The 17,273-nt window shown below is 49.2% G+C and carries 13 protein-coding genes; 7 read left to right on the forward strand and 6 right to left on the reverse strand.

From position 1 onward, the window contains the following. Nucleotides 1-182: 182 nt before the first annotated feature. The 3 genes from lplA to C7R92_RS19040 all read left to right on the forward strand — a co-directional run bounded on the left by lplA (nucleotide 183) and on the right by C7R92_RS19040 (nucleotide 4,672). On the forward strand, nucleotides 183-1,172 hold the full coding sequence (gene lplA / locus C7R92_RS19030; RefSeq protein WP_106835302.1) for a lipoate--protein ligase: 990 nt from the start codon (nucleotides 183-185) through the stop codon (nucleotides 1,170-1,172). 108 nt (nucleotides 1,173-1,280) lie between these two features. Next, nucleotides 1,281-3,749, forward strand: a complete 2,469-nt coding sequence (locus C7R92_RS19035) for a toxin Cry1Ac domain D-VI-related protein (protein ID WP_106835303.1) — start codon at nucleotides 1,281-1,283, stop codon at nucleotides 3,747-3,749. Nucleotides 3,750-3,781: 32 nt separating this feature from the next. Further along, nucleotides 3,782-4,672 carry a GNAT family N-acetyltransferase gene (locus C7R92_RS19040; RefSeq protein ID WP_106835304.1) on the forward strand — a complete coding sequence of 297 codons (891 nt, stop codon included), beginning with the start codon at nucleotides 3,782-3,784 and terminating at the stop codon, nucleotides 4,670-4,672. 51 nt (nucleotides 4,673-4,723) lie between these two features. Here the strand turns inward: C7R92_RS19040 and C7R92_RS19045 are convergent, their stop codons facing one another. Together C7R92_RS19045 and C7R92_RS19050 are read right to left on the reverse strand one after the other, a co-directional pair. After that, on the reverse strand, nucleotides 4,724-6,787 hold the full coding sequence (locus C7R92_RS19045) for a methyl-accepting chemotaxis protein (RefSeq protein WP_106835305.1): 2,064 nt from the start codon (nucleotides 6,785-6,787) through the stop codon (nucleotides 4,724-4,726). A 221-nt stretch (nucleotides 6,788-7,008) separates the two neighbouring features. Further along, entirely contained in the window at nucleotides 7,009-7,980 is a 972-nt protein-coding gene (locus C7R92_RS19050) for a DMT family transporter (protein ID WP_106835306.1), read from the reverse strand. Between the two features lie 137 nt (nucleotides 7,981-8,117). On the opposite strand from C7R92_RS19050, the gene C7R92_RS19055 reads away from it, so the two are divergent. The 3 genes from C7R92_RS19055 to C7R92_RS19065 all read left to right on the forward strand — a co-directional run bounded on the left by C7R92_RS19055 (nucleotide 8,118) and on the right by C7R92_RS19065 (nucleotide 11,262). Beyond that, nucleotides 8,118-8,978 carry a LysR family transcriptional regulator gene (locus C7R92_RS19055; RefSeq protein WP_106835307.1) on the forward strand — a complete coding sequence of 287 codons (861 nt, stop codon included), beginning with the start codon at nucleotides 8,118-8,120 and terminating at the stop codon, nucleotides 8,976-8,978. Between the two features lie 106 nt (nucleotides 8,979-9,084). Then, nucleotides 9,085-9,864: a helix-turn-helix domain-containing protein gene (locus C7R92_RS19060; protein ID WP_017251240.1), complete on the forward strand. Its 780-nt coding sequence runs from the start codon at nucleotides 9,085-9,087 to the stop codon at nucleotides 9,862-9,864. Between the two features lie 204 nt (nucleotides 9,865-10,068). Beyond that, the gene (locus C7R92_RS19065; RefSeq protein WP_106835367.1) at nucleotides 10,069-11,262 is read left to right on the forward strand and encodes an MFS transporter; all 1,194 of its coding nucleotides are present in this window, start codon (nucleotides 10,069-10,071) and stop codon (nucleotides 11,260-11,262) included. Here C7R92_RS19065 and C7R92_RS19070 read toward each other — a convergent pair. Continuing rightward, nucleotides 11,231-12,187, reverse strand: a complete 957-nt coding sequence (locus C7R92_RS19070) for a helix-turn-helix transcriptional regulator (protein WP_106835308.1) — start codon at nucleotides 12,185-12,187, stop codon at nucleotides 11,231-11,233. The two genes, C7R92_RS19065 and C7R92_RS19070, sit on opposite strands and share 32 nt — an antisense overlap. Nucleotides 12,188-12,307: 120 nt before the next feature. On the opposite strand from C7R92_RS19070, the gene C7R92_RS19075 reads away from it, so the two are divergent. Then, nucleotides 12,308-13,183, forward strand: coding sequence for an SDR family oxidoreductase (locus C7R92_RS19075; RefSeq protein WP_106835309.1), 876 nt, complete (start codon nucleotides 12,308-12,310; stop codon nucleotides 13,181-13,183). Between the two features lie 98 nt (nucleotides 13,184-13,281). On the opposite strand, the gene C7R92_RS19080 is transcribed toward C7R92_RS19075, so the two are convergent. From C7R92_RS19080 to C7R92_RS19090, 3 genes are read right to left on the reverse strand one after another with little or no spacing between them, the layout of a single operon-like run. Beyond that, on the reverse strand, nucleotides 13,282-14,517 hold the full coding sequence (locus C7R92_RS19080; protein ID WP_069848484.1) for a benzoate/H(+) symporter BenE family transporter: 1,236 nt from the start codon (nucleotides 14,515-14,517) through the stop codon (nucleotides 13,282-13,284). Between the two features lie 35 nt (nucleotides 14,518-14,552). Next, a complete protein-coding gene (locus C7R92_RS19085; protein ID WP_106835310.1) occupies nucleotides 14,553-15,989 on the reverse strand; it encodes a sigma-54-dependent transcriptional regulator in 1,437 nt (478 codons plus the stop codon). After that, nucleotides 15,958-17,271 carry a sensor histidine kinase gene (locus C7R92_RS19090; protein WP_106835311.1) on the reverse strand — a complete coding sequence of 438 codons (1,314 nt, stop codon included), beginning with the start codon at nucleotides 17,269-17,271 and terminating at the stop codon, nucleotides 15,958-15,960. Before C7R92_RS19090 ends, C7R92_RS19085 begins: the two co-directional genes overlap by 32 nt. Nucleotides 17,272-17,273: the final 2 nt, after the last annotated feature.

The raw sequence follows: 17,273 nt of genomic DNA on the forward strand, positions 1-17,273 counted from the left end.
TGCCCTAGACTTACGTCCTATATCGACAATATGAAAACGTTTTTATAGAGGAATTTTAAAAAATCCACAAAAAAATTATATAAGTAAATGTTGCTGCATGTATGAGCAGATTCGAAAGCAGTACAGACCAGCAGGAAATGGTATGATAGGAGGATAGAACGCTTACGGATGGAGGCTATCCAATGAAATTTATCGATAATCAAGGGATAACAGATCCACGGATCAATTTGGCCATTGAGGAATACGCCCTGAAGCATTTGACCAACAGTGACGACTACTTGCTGTTTTATATCAATGAACCTTCTATTATTATCGGAAAAAATCAAAACACAATTGAAGAGATCAATTCGACCTATGTAGAGGATAACAACATTCACGTCGTTCGCAGACTGTCTGGCGGTGGTGCTGTTTATCACGATCTGGGCAATCTCAACTTCAGCTTTATTACGAATGATGACGGCGAGTCCTTCCACAATTTCCGCAAATTCACGGCTCCTGTCGTACAAGCCTTGAAAACATTAGGGGTAGAAGCAGAGCTGACTGGACGAAATGACATACAGGTCGGGGAACGGAAAATTTCTGGCAATGCGCAGTATTCGACCAAAGGACGCATGTTCAGCCACGGCACGCTGCTTTTTGATTCGGAGATGGAAAACGTCGTGTCTGCGCTGAAGGTAAACGCAGAGAAGATCCAGTCCAAAGGGATCAAATCCATTCGCAGCCGCGTCGCCAACATTTCGGAGTTTTTGGTGAATAAGATGACCATTGAAGAGTTCCGGCTGGCGATACTTCGTTCGATTTTTGGAGAAGGAGAGATCGAAGAATACAAGCTGACTGACGAGGATTGGGAGAAAATCCACGAGCTTTCCCGTTCCCGTTACCAGACTTGGGAGTGGAACTACGGCAAGTCACCGAAAAGCAATTACCGTCAATCCAAGCGTTTCGATATCGGCACCGTGGAGATTCAGCTTGATATTGAGAAAGGCAGAATGAAAGAAGCGAAAATATACGGGGATTTCTTCGGTGTACGTGATGTAGCAGAGCTGGAAGCAGTGCTGCGAGATACGCCGTATGATCGTTCCTCTATCAGTGAGCGACTGGCCGATATCAATCTTCAGGAGTTTTTCGGGAAGCTGGATCAAGCGTCTTTTGTCGATCTATTACTCGTTTAAAAAGTACGTCAAAAACCTAACTTTTGTTAGGTTTTTTTCATTTCCACCTCTGATAGCATTAGTTTGCATGATTTTGTCATACAAAAGAAAAAGAGGGGGTATTTACATATGAGCAAAAAGCAGCCAAAGGCCAAAATCATTTTAACGGCTGTTGTTTCAACCGGTTTTTTGCTTTCTTTTGTCGGCAATGCCTATGCAGCCGTTTCTTATCCGATTAAAGAAAGGCAGACAATCGGCATAGCCAGTCCGTCAGTAGCAGAAGACCAAACTGATGAGGAAGTTCGAGAGGCATCAGAGGAAGTAGGAGAAGACGAGAACCAGTCAGGGGAGTCCTTGCTAGAGTCAGAGGAGCATACAGCGACCAACGGCTTCATTGCCTATCGATTGGAGACAGCTCCAGACAAGGCACTTGTTGCAAAGGATTTCCGTTTGACGGCCGCTATAGATGATCGAGATCCCACTCGAATCAAAATCAAAAACTTTGTCTGGCTAGAGGAAGAACAGCTTGTATTGCTCAGTTTTTCACCGATTCGTGCAGCGAAAAAAGAACAGACGGTTTCCCTGCGCTTGCAGTATGACGGCGAAGAAGAGGAATTAGAACCATTCGTAATCGCCGAAAGAGGGACGAAAGCAGAGCGGATTGAGCTGGTAGCAGTCGCAGAGGATGCCCGGCTATCTACCAAAGATCATACGGATAAGTCGCTAACGCTGATCGCCGTTGCATTTGATGAAAATGACCGCATCGTTACTGGACGGGAGCTGTTCTGGAGCTCTAGCAATAGACGAATTGCCTTCGTCAACTTTGAGGGCAAGGTAACAGCCAAGAAAGAAGGCCTGGTAGAAATTACGGCAAAAATGGACGAGGCGGAGGCCGTCTTTGAGATAGCTGTAGATGGAGCCGAATTGCCTGATTTGCCCGCGCTTTCTGTCAGCGAGGCGGTGATAGAAGAGGCAGGAGCAAATGATGGCAGCATCACGGCAAAACAAACGCTTAAGCTGTCTAACGGCAAGTTCCTTGGTGAACTGTCTGCCAATGATATCGAGGTACATAATCTGCCTGACGGGCTGGATATTGAGAGCAAACAAGAGAGTGACGACGAGCTCACCATTTTGTTTACAGGCCAGGCCAGGAAGCATACAGGCGCGGACAATGTAAAAGAGGTCAGCTTCACGATCGACAAGCGAAACATCAAGCGCGCACAGGAAGATGTCACGAGTGACAGTTTTTCCATTCGTTTCAAAGACCCCGTCATTGTGATTCCGTCCCCAATCGATCCTCCGCCGATCCCGGCTCTGCTAAAAGCGAAGAGAGCAGTCGAAGAGCTGTTTACGGATGGGAAAAAAGAAGAACTGCGCCCAGGCACGACACAGAAACAGATCGATGATGCGAAGAAGCTGGTCGAGGGGCTGGACAATCGTGTATCAGAAAAGCCGGGTCTGCTCGCCGATATTGAGAAGGCACAGGAGCAGTATGACGACTTGTTGCTAGTCGAAGCAAAAAAAGCCGTTCGTGACCTGTTCACCGATGAAAACCAGACAGGGCTAAAACCAGGAGTGACACAGAGCACGATCGATGCAGCGAAGGAAAAGGTAGAAAAGCTGAAAGACGGCTCGGAGACAAAGGTATTGCTGTTAGCGGATATCCAAAAGGCGCAAACGTTATTGGACAACGGGAAAGATTTGCTGAAAGAAGCAAAGCAAGCAGTAGAGGGTCTATATACAAATAATGATATGGTTGAACTGAGGCCCAAGGTTACTCAGGAAATGATCGATGCGGCCTTTGCCAAGGTCGAGCTTCTGAGTGAGGGCCCAGAAAAAACACACTGGATGTCCTACATATCAAAAGCACATTTGTTGTTCAACAACCCACGAATAGATCGCTTGCCTGATGCCGAGATCGAGCTGCCGATTGCTCCGACCCAGTCTCGTCAAGTTACGATTGCCGACAAGTGGGAGCCAGCAATGGACAAGAGGGCATTGAGCGAATATCTTGAGGTATCTGTAAAAAATCAGCCCCTCTCGTATCGTTATGACAACCAGTTGGACCGTTTTGTGATCAATGAAAAGGAATACATCACCGTCGAGGTCGACGAGTCAATGCTGGAAATGACCCATGGAGATTATGGAGTGACGATCAAGGCAAAGCCAACGGTAATAGAAGATGACAACTCTTATGCAGTGTTTAAGCTGTATCGGGGTGAAAATTTGTTGGATACAGAGGAGATCAGTGTCGGATTTGACGCTACCCCCCCACAATTGTCTCCAGACGTCACCTGCGAGGGAACAACCTATACCTTGTCAGCGTCAGAACCACTTCGAAATGACCCGAACCCCAATTTGAGAATGTTATTCTCACCTTCCGGGAATTTTGACGACAAGAGAGAGGTAACGGCGTATGCCAAATTCCAGGTGTCAGGAAACACCATTCGCGTTACGTTCCAGGATTCGTTCTACACCACGTACGGGTCTCTCATCACGGAACAAAGCAAGGTTTCCTTTGAACCAGGCTTCATGAGGGATAAGGCCGGAAATCTTATACAAGGTACAGCAACAGCACCTGTAAAACCCAAACAATGAGCAAGCCAAAGTCCATCGAGGAGGTACGAACATTGCAACTAGAGGAACTGACTGCTAGCACTGCACGGGCGTATAAATCGTTAGTGCACCCCAAACACCTGGAGTGGTTGGACCAGATCAACGGCTCATCAGTTTGGGGATTCGGGGCTTCTAACAACAATCAGCCTGCGGGCATCGTGTTGGGGCGATCCGCTGTAAACGAAGGACAGGCCAAGATCATCGAGCTAGTGGTAGCAGAGGGGCATCAACGGCGGGGAATGGGCATGAAGCTGCTGTGGCACGCTGAGCAAAAAATGAGAGAGCAAGGCAGCAGCGATGGACAGTTCGCTGGGTTCATCAAAGCACAAGATTTTTCATGGCTCTCCAAAATTGCGATCAGGGAAGGCTGGCAGTTGCCAAAGGTAAAAACCTATATGTACACACTCGGCTCGATGCGGTTGGGTGAATGCCATTGGGTGGAGAGGCTGGCACTCCCCGAAGGTTATACCCTCTTTCCCTGGAAAGACCTGACACCAGCAGAGAGACTGGACATTGAACAGGGAGAAGGGCAATGGTACACGCCGCTGTTGTCTCCGTTTTTTGAAGAAGGAAAATTCGATCCTGATTACAGTACAGGCTTGCGCTATCAGGGGGAAGTCATTGGCTGGGTGATCGTACAGCGAATGGCTGGTAATATGCTTTTGTACAAAACGATGTTCGTACAGGAGAAGTATCAGCAGCAGGCAAGAGGAATTGCGCTGTTGATGAAAACCATTGCACAGGCTCAGCCAGCCTTTCCCTTTGGCATTTGCTTTATCGAGCATGACAACGAGCCCATGCTGCGGTTTATGGAAAGAAGATTGGGTCCGACGATTTTGCATCGGAAGCTCTGGATTGAAACGACGAAGGTGCTGGCACTGCAATATGCAGATCACCTGTGCTAAATGGATGGAAAGCTTCCTGTATTTGCAGGAAGCTTTCCATTTTACCTCGTATTAATTTTGCGAATTCTGGACCTTGCCCTCATTTTCTACCGAAAAGTGGAACAGACTTTCTTGAAGCTGGTCAGCGGTATTACTGAGAGACTCAGCTGCTTGCGCAATCTCTTTCATCGCTGTCAGCTGTGATGTTACTGATTGTTTTACCTCCCGCGTATGTTCGGAAGCGGAGCGACTGATCGCAACGATCTCGTTCATGGAAGCAGCCACTTCCTCCGTTCCCGCCGAGATTTCTTCCGTAGATGCAGAAACCTCTTCGGTCTGTCCAGTAATCTCAACGATATTTCGGTAGATGCCCCCAACCATTTCTCCTGCTTGCTCGATCAGATGCACGCCTTGCTCCACTTCTTTTACGCCTGATAAAAGAGTTGCAGCAGCTTTGTCGGTCATGGACTGAATATCATGTATCATGCTGGTGATATCCCCAAGGGAGTTCGTTGTTTGTTCCGCCAACTTTTTCACCTCGCTCGCCACGACAGAGAAACCTCTGCCGTGTTCGCCCGCGCGAGCCGCTTCAATCGAGGCGTTTAATGAAAGCAATTGCGTTTGCATGGCTATCTCATTGATGACTGCCACAATGGTTCCGATTTGTTTGGTCATTTGTTCCAGCTTGTCCATGTCTTCTGAGGATTGACCTACTGTTTTGCGAATACCGTGCATATGGGTGACAACCTGCTGCAACAAAAGATTCCCTTGTTCTGCGATTACCTGTGAGTCCTGGGTTAAGGCGGAGACCTCAGTTGCAGATGTAGCTACTCGTTGGACCCCTTCCGCCATTTCGTTCATCGCGAGCGCCGTCTGCTGCGCCCCTTCATGCTGAGATTCTGTCCCTCGCATGATACTGCTCATCGCCGCATCGATTCGGTTGCCCATCTGTGCGGCTTCTGCCGATACTGCCGTCAATTGCTGTGAAGAGCCTGCAAGAATCGCAACTGTGTCATGCGCCTGCTGAATCGTAGTGCGGAACGAATCGATCATCGTATTCAGACTATCCGCAGCGACCCCCAGCTCGTCCCGGGAAGAATCACGCCAATTCACAGTCAAATCGCCCGTGGACAATACCTGAAGGACTGTAGTCAAGCCTAACAAACGCTTGAGAAGACGGCGAGTCAAGATATAGACCACAAGTACAAGTCCGCTGCCTGATAAAACCATCCCCACCAGTAGGATCGTGTTGTATTGCTCCAGTTCTGCCAGCGCTTCTTTTACGGAAATGGTTGCCCCAACGGACCACCCGGTTATAGGGATGGGAGAGTAGGCAACATATTTTTTTACACCATCGATGTCGGCTTCCTCAATCCCGCTTTCGCCCTTAATCATTTTGGTGGCGATACGGGCACGATCCCCTTCCTGCTCTGTAAACTTGGCTTTCATCACCAATTCAGTCTGCGGATGATACAGGACCGTACTGTCGTCGGACAGCAGGAAGTTGTATCCCGACTCTCCCAGCTTATAGACGTTCATGATTTCCGGCAGCTTGTCCAGCAGCAGGTCAATTGCAACAAATCCAAGGACTTTTCCTCCGTCTTTAACAGGCAGAATGGCACTGATAACCAGCTTGCCAGTCATCGCATCCACATAAGGATCGGAAAACCATACATCGTCCTTTGCTCCAGCCTCTTCATGCCATGGGCGTGTTTGGATATCCCAATCCGGTTTGGAAAGTGTCTTCCCGTTCCCCAACAAAAAGTTCCCTCGTTCATGGGCAATCCATACCAACGACAGCAGCGGGTCTGTGCCAGCTATCGCATCAAGAGAAGCCATCACATCCTGATAACGCGTATCCGTCTGAACGGTATCCCTGTCTAGGTCGGAACCAAGCAGCTTGAGAAACTGTTGATTGGTCGCCATTTGCCGTACCAGAACCGCTTTCTCCTCTAACAGAGCATCTACATCTGCGACAATACTTTCGCTGTTCTTCTGGAGACTTTTTTCAACATTGCTCACAATTAACGCGCGTGTTTCTGAATAGATCCAGTAGCCCAACAAAGAAAAGGTAATGAGGATGACGCATGTCAGCAATAAAATCATTTTGAATGAGATAGTGTTACGCCATGCCATAAAATTCCTCCATTGTCTGCATCTCTGCGTTAATATATTAGATAGTTAATGGATACCCTGAATTCGTTTATGTCGAAACATGGCGAATTTAACCAATTCTCCTACAAAATAAAAAAATGGATAGAGATCCAGGGTTAGCTGAATTTCTATCCATAAATTTTGTGGGACGCAAGACAGTAGTTAATTCACCTTTGTAGTTAATTCACCTTTGTAGTTCTTTCTTACATGGACGGAACTTTTCTTCCACTCGGTTGTTGCTTTGTGACGGAACGGTATTGTAGTTGCTTTCTTTGGAAGTGGTTGTTCCCGATCAGGGCCAGAATCACGAGCAAGGTGCCACACAATTCGTAACGGCTAATCTCATAACCTTGTAACGCCATCATGGCAAAGGTCGTGATCGGAACCAGGTTGATAAACAAAATGCCGTTGAGCGGAGTGAGTAGCTTGATGCCTGCATTCCAGCTCAAAAGAGCTACAAAACCGGGTAAAAGAACCATGAACGCCATTTCGTACTGGATGGACATCACCGTTTCGACGGTAGGAACCGGAAGCCATTGAAAGAGTGAAGCAGTCGTGACAATCACGAAATTCAATCCTGTTCCTAAGAGACACGTCAACGTGGAGTAGCGAAGTGTAGACCACGTGTGAAAACGCCCGCCGCCGATCGAGTAGACGACCCAACCCACGACACCAATGAAAATGAAGAACAACGGAATCAAATGCTCACTTGCTGTAGTAAAGAAGGTAAGATTGCCATTGGTAATAACAAGGACAGCGCCGACCAAAGCTATCAGAATCGTCGCCAAAGTATAGTACGGTGGCAGCTTTCTAGTAGTAATGGACAAAAGTACAATCGAGATCATCGGCATGAGCACTTCCATAATGGACGCTGCAATCGTGCCGGGCTCTCCCATCAAATCCTGCCCGAGAAATACTCCCATATTGTAGACGGTAAACGCCATTGTTCCAAAAAATAGCAGAGACTTCCCGCGCCCCTCAAGACGAAAAGCAGACAAGCCTTCTTTTGCCCAGAGCAAACCGCACAAAATGATCGTTACGAAAAAATAGCGAAGAAATGAGAAGTAAAATGGATCGATCTCTTGCAGCGCGATGTGCGCAACTGGAAACATTGCCCCCCATGACATACTGGCCACCATGCAGAAAATAGACCCCAAAAGTAGTTGCTTGTTCATTATGCGATTTCTCCCTTTCAATCTGAAGCTGACAAAGTTGACTTACCACATCATACTGGATGGAAATATGTTAGTATAATGATTGATAATAACTTTATGTATCATTTTCAGTGATAGATGAAAGAAGGGGGAGAAACGTGGAGATCAACGATTTGAAAATATTCCAGATGGTCGCCACTTTAGGCAGCGTGAGCAAGACCGCAGCCGAGCTAAGTTATGTTCAGTCGAATGTGACTGCGCGGATCAAGCTGCTGGAAAAAGAGCTGGGGACACCTTTGTTTTATCGCAACAAGCGAGGCATGACCTTAAATACAGAAGGGAAGCGCCTGCTCGAATATTCGCGAGAAATCATCGCCAAATTCGAAGAAATGCAAAAGTACTTTCATCGGGCTTCCGAGCCGTCCGGTGTGCTGGAGGTTGGGATGGTCGAGACGATCAATGCCCTTCCGAGGTTGCTATCCTCGTATTGCAGCCAGTATCCGCATGTGGATATCTCTCTCAAGGCAGGTGTGACAGAGAATTTGCTGCAAAAAGTACTGGATCTCGCGCTGGATGGAGCGTTCGTGAGTGGACCGATTAACCATCCTTTGATCGAGCAAGAGCAAGTGTTTCAAGAGGAGCTGGTGTTGGTAACGAAAAACAGTTCCTTCACTGCCAGTGATATCACAGGGAAAGCTCTTTTGCTCTACAAGAAGGGTTGCGGGTATAGAGAGCGGTTAGAGACCTGGATGAAGGTAGAGGGCTTGATTCCGAAAAAAGTGATGGAATTCGGAACGTTTGAGACAATCATCGGGGGCGTAGCAGCGGGGATCGGCATTACCATTTTGCCGAAATCGGCAGTACACCATTTGGTCGAGAGCGGAACGGTTCATATTCATCGCATCCCGGAGCCTTATCATGAGGTGACAACCGTCTTTATTCGCCGAAAAGATTCATTTGTAACGAACACGATGCAAGCGTTTCTGAACGAAATTCGTTTGCAGAAAACGAAAAAGTAAGTGCTACAATTTCCTCTTCCATATGTCAGAAAAATATGGTAAATTTTATTTCAGAACAAACGTTCTGTGTTTGGCTGTGCAGAAAAAGGAGGGAGCGGCTCCATTGATGGACAGGTATACCGAAATTGACGAAGTGATCGCTTATATACATCGACATTTAGATGAGCCGTTGCCACTTTCCCGGCTGGCGAATCATGTTGCGTATAGCCAGTATCATTTTGCACGGATTTTTAAAGAAAGAATCGGTCTCCCGCCGCTTTATTACGTATCGACCATGCGACTCCAAAGGGCAAAGGATTTACTGCTACGCACGAACATGAGTGTTCGCGACATTGGTCTGGAAATTGGTCAGCAGAGTCTGGGGACGTTCTCTACCCGTTTTACGGAGCGTGTCGGGGTATCGCCTAGCGAATTTCGAGAAACGGCCCAGGTAGCGGAAGACCGTCTCCGTTCCTTGCAGCAGTTGACAGAGTGGACTCGGTTACATCCAGCCCCCGAGCGACCGATGACCATTGCAGGGACAATCGAGTCTACAGAGCCTTTTCAAGGCGTCATTTTGATTGGTTTGTTTGCCAAGCCGATCCCAGAAGGTCTCCCTTTATACGGCACATTGCTGCCCTCGCTAGGGAATTTTTGTTTTACCAATGTCAAACCGGGTACATATTACTTGATGGCGACGTCTGTTGCCTGGGGCATGCAGGCAATGGATTTTCTCCTGCCGTACGAGACATTGCGCACACGTTCCAAGAAACCAATCATTGTCACACCAACTACGATCGTCCCTCATCAGCAAGTTACTCTTCATGTGCCTCATCCGGACGACCCTCCCATCTTGATTTCTCTTTCTTTGCTCATGAACAGATTCATTCAGAGGCTCCCTCAATAAGAACAAGTCTCTTGTTTCAAAATGGCGGTCTTACGAATCAGCGGACTGCCTTTTCGTCATGGGCTGGTTAGAATGGAGCTTCTTGGGAAAGCCTACTATCACAATAGTCGAACTTTTTTCCTCGAGCAGGATATTGGGCGAAAAAGTGAAATGATAACTAGGCGCGAATATCTTGCGCAAAAGAAAGGAAAGCAGGGAACGAGCATGTCAAAGCCTTACAAAAAAGTTTTTTGGGCAGCCGGTTTTGGTTGGATGTTCGATGCCATGGATGTTGCACTTTTATCTTTTATTATGGTGGCATTACGACAGGAATGGGGTTTGACAGGGGAAGAGGCTGGGCTCTTAGGGACGGGTAATCTCGTCGGTATGGCGATTGGAGCGATTGTAGGTGGCTATTTGGCTGACCGAATTGGCCGCAAGCCAGTGTTTTTGCTGACCTTGATCTTGTTTGGCTTGGCGAGCTTTGCGAGCGCTTTCGCAACTGGTTTTGCGACGATGCTGCTGTTCCGCTTCCTGATGGGACTCGGTTTGGGTGCCGAGCTGCCGGTAGCCTCGACGCTCGTAAACGAGTTTGCGCCACCGGAGAAGCGAGGAAGTACGGTTGTGCTGTTGGAGAGTTTTTGGGCGGTCGGTTGGATCGCGGCAGCTGTCATATCGTATTTCATCATTCCGGACTATGGCTGGCGCGTGGCTGTCATGATCGGGGCGTTGCCCGTCGTGTATGCCTTGTTTGCCCGGCGGAGCATTCCTGAATCTCCGCAGTTTCAAAAGCAGGCCGAGAACATTCCGATTGCAACGCTGTTGACGTCCCATCGGACAGAGACGATTACGCTGTGGGTCGTCTGGTTTGCGATTGCTTTTTCGTACTATGGCATGTTTTTATGGATGCCATCTATTTTGGTCGACAAAGGTTTTACGATGATCAAAAGCTTCCAGTACGTACTGATCATGACGTTGGCCCAACTGCCAGGCTATTTCGCGGCAGCCTATCTCGTGGAAAAATGGGGACGGAAATGGACGCTGGCGACCTTCTTGTTCATGACCGGAGTCATGGCCTTTGCTTTTGGACAAAGCAGTGGCACGACAGAGCTGTTGGTGACGGGAGCCTTCTTGTCCTTCTTCAATCTGGGGGCCTGGGGTGCTTTGTACGCGTACACGCCGGAAAATTATCCGACACCGCTGCGCGCTACCGGTTCTGGGATGGCATCCGGTGTCGGAAGAATTGGCAGTATTATCGCACCGTATCTCGTCGGTTACTACTCGTCGCATCATTACAGCTACACGTTCATTTTTAGTGTCTTTACCGCGGTGTTGATCGTGGGAACAATCGTCCTGCTCATGTGCGGACGAGAAACGAAAGTCCATGCTAATTCGGGACCTCGTACTGGCCAAGTATAGCACGCGCCTGCTCTATGACCTCCCGTTTCAGTTCTTGTGGCTCCAACACTTGGATGTGCGGGCCGAAGCTGAGCACTAGCGAGCATGCTGACGCAAGTGTATGAAATTCAACCTCTGCTTCCATCCAGTCGTCTGTTGCGGCTTGGGTGGAGGCTATTTTTATATAACGCTCCTGTTTTACAGCAGGCAACGTCTCTTTTTTGATTAGCAACCGCGCAGGATAACGTGGGAGGCTGGATTTGAAGTCCAAGGTGGATTGTTCCCAATAGGAAGCGAGATCGAAATCGCTTGGGCGGATGAAGCTATCATCTAGCAGCTGCGCATCCAAAAGTCGTGAAATCCGGTACGTCCGCATGTCCTCGTCCACTTTGGCGACCAAATACCAGATGCTGCGCTTGGCGACGAGTCCGAGCGGGTAGACAATGCGCTCTACGGTCACATCCTCGCGCATGTAACGAATGAACAGCTTGCGGGAAAGCCATACGGCATCTTGAACCATCGATAAGAAAGGAACCGTCTCCGTCGATTCATGCCAGCCAGCCCCATCGATATGAAGGAGCTGGCGTACGTGGATGGCATCCTGCTGAACGGTTTTTGGCAGGGCAGACAACAGCTTGAGAAAAGCAGCTTCATAGTTTTCATGTAGTCCGAGATCATTCAACAAGGCAGCAGGGGAGGCTACGAGCAGGGATTGTAGCTCATCTATTTTCATTCCGGTCAAATTACTGCGATACCCTTCTGCCAACGTCCAGCCCCCATCTGCACCGCGCAGCGCATAGACGGGAACGCCTGACGCACTCAAAGCTTCCATATCACGATGAACAGTTCGCTCGGACACCTCCAGCCTGTCTGCTAATTGCTTGGAAGTCATGCGACCGTGGTTTTGCAAGAGCAACAAAATCGTAAGGAGTCGATCTGCCCGCATAAAAAGCCCTCCTAGAAGTAAAAACAACATTACTTTGATTGTATCTTAACGAATATGACAGCAGTTGTCATATTTCCTTCGTTATTCTTGATGTATGAATCGATAAAGGAGGCATTACGAATGAAACCATTACAAGGCAAAGTAGCGGTGGTAGCAGGCGGCACAAGAGGAGCAGGACGGGGGATTGCAGTCAGTCTGGGAGAAGCAGGGGCAACGGTATATGTGACGGGACGCACGGTGCGTGGTCAGCACTCTGATATGGCACGACAGGAGACGATTGAAGAGACAGCAGAGCTCGTGACGGCAAGCGGCGGAATCGGGATCGCTGTGCGCGTCGATCATACGCAGGAAGAAGAGGTAAAAGCGTTCTTTGAGCGAGTAAAAGCGGAGCAAAATGGACAGCTCGATCTATTGGTCAATGACATCTGGGGTGGAGATCCATTGACTCACTGGGGGACGCCGTTCTGGGAGCAGCCATTGGCAGACGGTCTATTGATGCAAGAGCGCGCCATTCGTACGCATATGATCACCAGTCACTATGCGGTTCCGCTCATGGTGGCACAGAAAAAAGGGTTGATCATCGAGATTACGGACGGAGTCGACTATCGGTACCGCGGCAATCTGTACTACAGCTTGGCAAAAATCTCGACGATTCATCTAGCTGCTTCGATGGCAGAGGACTTGCGCCCACACGGGGTTACCGCGTTGGCTTTAACACCGGGCTTCCTACGCTCGGAAGCGATGCTCGATCATTTTGGCGTGACAGAAGAGACGTGGAGAGAGGCAGTGAAGCAAGAAAAGCACTTTATCATGTCGGAAACGCCTGCGTACATCGGTCGAGCAGTAGTTGCGCTGGCTACGGACTCGGCTGTTGCAGAAAAAACGGGGAAAATGGTCAGTACATGGGGCTTATCGGACGAGTATCCTTTTACGGATAAAGACGGTAGCCGCCCGCATTGGGGAGATTACGCCGAGGAACAAGGGCTTTACCGCTAGTTGCAAGGAACATACAAAACGGCTCCCCGGATTCGTTCGAAGGAGCCGTTTTTTCTCTTTATACGCCTTTGGAATAGAGCCATTCTAAACAACCTTGGCTACGCCAACGGCTGTGTATTTTTCTTTTTCAAAAACCAGCTTTTCACGTTGCCATTCAAAATCAGATGGGTGACTACTCCCGCAATCAAGCCCCAGAAAGCAGCGCCGATCCCGCCAATGGAAATACCGGAAATCGTGACGAGAAACGTAACCAAGGCGCATTCCCGTTCCTTTGCTTCGCTCATCGCCTGTGCGAGGCTGGAACTGAGCGAGGCAAACAGAGCCAAGCCCGCAATGACGGCAATCAATTCTTTGGGCAAGGCAGCGAATACCGAAGCCATCGTAGCGCCAAACATCCCGAAGATTAAGTAGAAGCCCCCACAGGCAATCCCGGCAATGTAGCGCTTAGTATGATCCTGATGAGCTTCTTTTCCCGTGCAAATCGCAGCTGTAATCGCCGCCAGATTGATTCCCGGTGAACCAAAAGGAGCGAGCAATAGCGAAGCGATGCCAGTAGTCGTTACGAGAGGTCCAGCAGGTGTATCGTACCCGTCTGCTTTTAAGACGCTAATTCCCGGGGCGTTCTGCGAGGCAAGTGCGACGATGCACAATGGAATCCCCAAGCCGATGATCGCATCGAGAGAAAACGTCGGCATCGTAAAGATGGGCTGGACGAGGGACATCTGGACATTGTCCATTTGCAAACGCCCCAAAAGAAAGGCGACAACCAAGCCAACCAAAAGCGTAAGCACGACAGCATACCGTGGAGACCAGCGTTTGGCGAACAGGTAGCAAAAGATCATCGGAAGAGCCAATGCAGGCAGGTGTTGCATGGAAACAAAGACGTCTACGCCAAAAGACAGGAGAATCCCCGCAAGCATGGCGGTCGTAATCGACTGCGGCACGTATTTCATCAAGACGGAAAACAAACCGGAAACACCGACGAGCGTAATGACCACGGCCGAAAAAATATACGCGCCAATCGCGTCGGGAAAGGAGTATACCGTCAAGCTGGTGACTAACAGAACTGCCCCCGGCGTCGACCATGCTGTAATGATCGGGGTGCGAAACCAGATGCTGAGCACAATGCACGTCAAGCCGCTCCCAATCGAGATGGCCCAAATCCAAGAGGCGAGGACAGCATCGCTGAGTCCTGCACCTTTGGCAGCTTGAAAGACGATCAGCAATGGTCCTGCATAGGAGACCATCGTGGCGATGAGTCCAACAATAACGGCAGATAGAGAGAAGTCAGCAGGGATTTTTTTTAGGTTCGAAAAAGGTTTTTCAGGTACCACGACGTGAATGCCTCCTAGATGCGCCAATGCAGACGTTATGCTTTTTCGTTCAAAATGTAGCGAATCGTCCGTTTGGTGATGTTTAATTTTTTGCTTAAAAGCTGTCTGTTTCCATTCGTTTCGGTCAAGCCCTTTTCGATAATCGTTCGCCCGATCTCGCCTTCGAGCTGTTTAATCCGCTTGATCAAATAATCGAAGTCGATCCCTTCTACAGAGGTGACAAGGCGGCTAATTGTATCGACAAAGCGCTCGCATTCGTGATCGATAACTTGTTCTATCCGTTTGGGGACAGTGGGCGGATGCACCTGTACCGTGCGGCTCCGCAAATTCGCTGGCAAATGCTCGGCACGCAGTCGTTTGCATTCGTTCAACGCGATGGTTTGATTCAGTACGTTGATCAGTTGGCGGACATTGCCCGGCCAATCATAGCGCTGCAAGAGCTCGATGGCATCCTGATCGATTTCGCACGGGCCTCCACTGCGCTTTTGCAAGTAGTAGTGCGCGATTGTCGGGATATCCTGAATCCGTTCTCGGAGAGGAGGAATCGACAGCTTGATCCCTTCCAGACGATACAATAGGTCACTGCGGAAACGATTCATCCCGACTTCATGTTCCAGATCGCGGTTGGTAGCAGAAATAAAGCGAATATTGCTCTGACCGATCTGCTCGCCACCGACGCGCATGAACTCTCCCGTCTCTAGCGTACGCAAGAGCTTCACTTGGATGGAAGGGGGAGCCTCCCCGATCTCGTCAAGAAACAGCGTTCCGTTATGTGCCAGCTCGAACAAGCCTTTGCGGGATTTGAGCGCTCCAGTAAAAGCGCCCTTCTCATAGCCGAACAGTTCACTTTCCAGCAAGGATTCCGGCACTGCCCCGCAGTTAAAAGCGACAAAAGGTTGCTGGGCGCGATTGCTTGCTCCGTGGAGGAAACGGGCCATCAGCTCCTTGCCGGTACCCGTTTCGCCTTCAATAAGCACATGGATCGCCTTTTTTGCTAATTTTTTGGCAATTGCGATTACATTGGCCATCGGACTGTCAGATGAATACACGATACCATATTGGGCGGCTTCTTGGGATAGGTGATCGATGTGTTTGCTGGAAGAAGAGAGCACCGCGTCGATGACCTGCTCCAGACTGTCCAGATCGTCGAACGGCTTCTCCAAGTAATCGCGCGCGCCCCATTGCATCGCTGTCACAGCCGATTTAATCGTACTGAAGCCCGTCATGATCAAGACTTCGCAGGCGGGAAATACTGCCTTGATCTGTTTGAGCAGCGTCAATCCGTCTGCATCGGGCAGCTTCAGGTCCACGAGTGCAGCGTGAAAGCCGGTAGAATCCGAATGAAGCAGTCGTTCCACGTCCTTTCCAGAATTAGCGACGACGATATCGCAGTCTTTTTTCTTGAGGAAATAGGTGAAAAAGGTAGTCACCTCTGTTTCATCATCCACGATCAAAATCCGTTTTTTCTCCATCGTTGTCCTCCTCGTCAGCTAACAGTGGCAAAAGCATCGTGAACTTGCTGTACTCTCCCTCCACGCTTTCAGCAAACAGCTTCCCGCCGTGCGCTTCTGCAATTCCAAGACTGACGGAAAGCCCGAGACCAGTCCCTTTTGCCCGTTCCTTCGTCGAGAAGAAAGGCTGAAAAATCTGCGAAAGCTGTTCTGCACAAATGCCTGTGCCGTTATCGTAGACGGATAAGCCTACGTAAGAGCCGTCCTCCTCTTGTACGAGGAAGGAACGGATGACAATGTGTGGAGATTCCCTGCCTACCACAGCGTCCCGTGCATTTAACAGGAGATTGATCACAATTTGCTCGATCTGATGACGACTTCCATGAAACAGCAGAGGAGGCTCAGACATTTCCCGGGTTATGGTCAAGCCGGAAACAGACAGCTGGTAGCCAATCAGTCCTAGAACGTCCTCTACGACCACGTCAATAGAGGTAGTAGAAAACAAGTACTCTTCCTGCCGCGAGAAGGTGAGCAGGTTTTGAATGATCTTTTTGCAGCGTACCCCGCATTGATAGATGTCTTTCATCAAGGGAGCCTCTGGTGCATCTGTCATCTCGCGCATGAGCAATTGAGAGTTTCCGAGGATGGCCGTGAGCGGACTGTTCAGCTCATGGGCAATGCCGGCAGCCATCTCTCCAATTGCCGCCATTTTTGCGGATTGAATCAGTTGGGCTTCGATTTTGATCTTTTCATTCACGTCTTGAAAAAGCAGGCTGTTTTCTACGACGACACCGACATGGCTGGCGACGAGCTGAATCAATTCGGCTTCGTCCCGATCGACTAGCTGCTTTGTTTGGCGTAAGAGTGTCAGAAAACCAAAAGTCTGATTCAACTGACTGCGCAATGGAACCGAGGTGGCGTGATGCTCAGGCAGTACTTCGGCAAGGGTAAGATGAACCTGCCCGGTGAGCACAGGGGCTTCCACTGGAACGGTCTGTGTCATCGTATGGCATTGCCAATCCCCATCATTCCACTTGGCGAGATAGGAGGAGAGCGTGCCTCCCTTCACGATGGTTAGGGCGAAATGCTCGAACACGAGAATTTGCGAGAGCTGTGCGGCGATATAACTGGTTGTTTGTTGCCAGGTGGCGTTGATCTGAATTTGTGTCAGCTGGTTAATAACGGCGAGCTGCTTGTTTTTCCTTTTCATCTCCTCGATAAGATAGACGAGTTCACTGTAATAACTTTTTCGCGAGGATTGAATCCCGGTCAATTTTTCCAAAATCTCTTGTTTGGTATGCATGA

It is taken from the genome of Brevibacillus porteri, assembly GCF_003013475.1.
Lineage (GTDB): Bacteria > Bacillota > Bacilli > Brevibacillales > Brevibacillaceae > Brevibacillus > Brevibacillus porteri.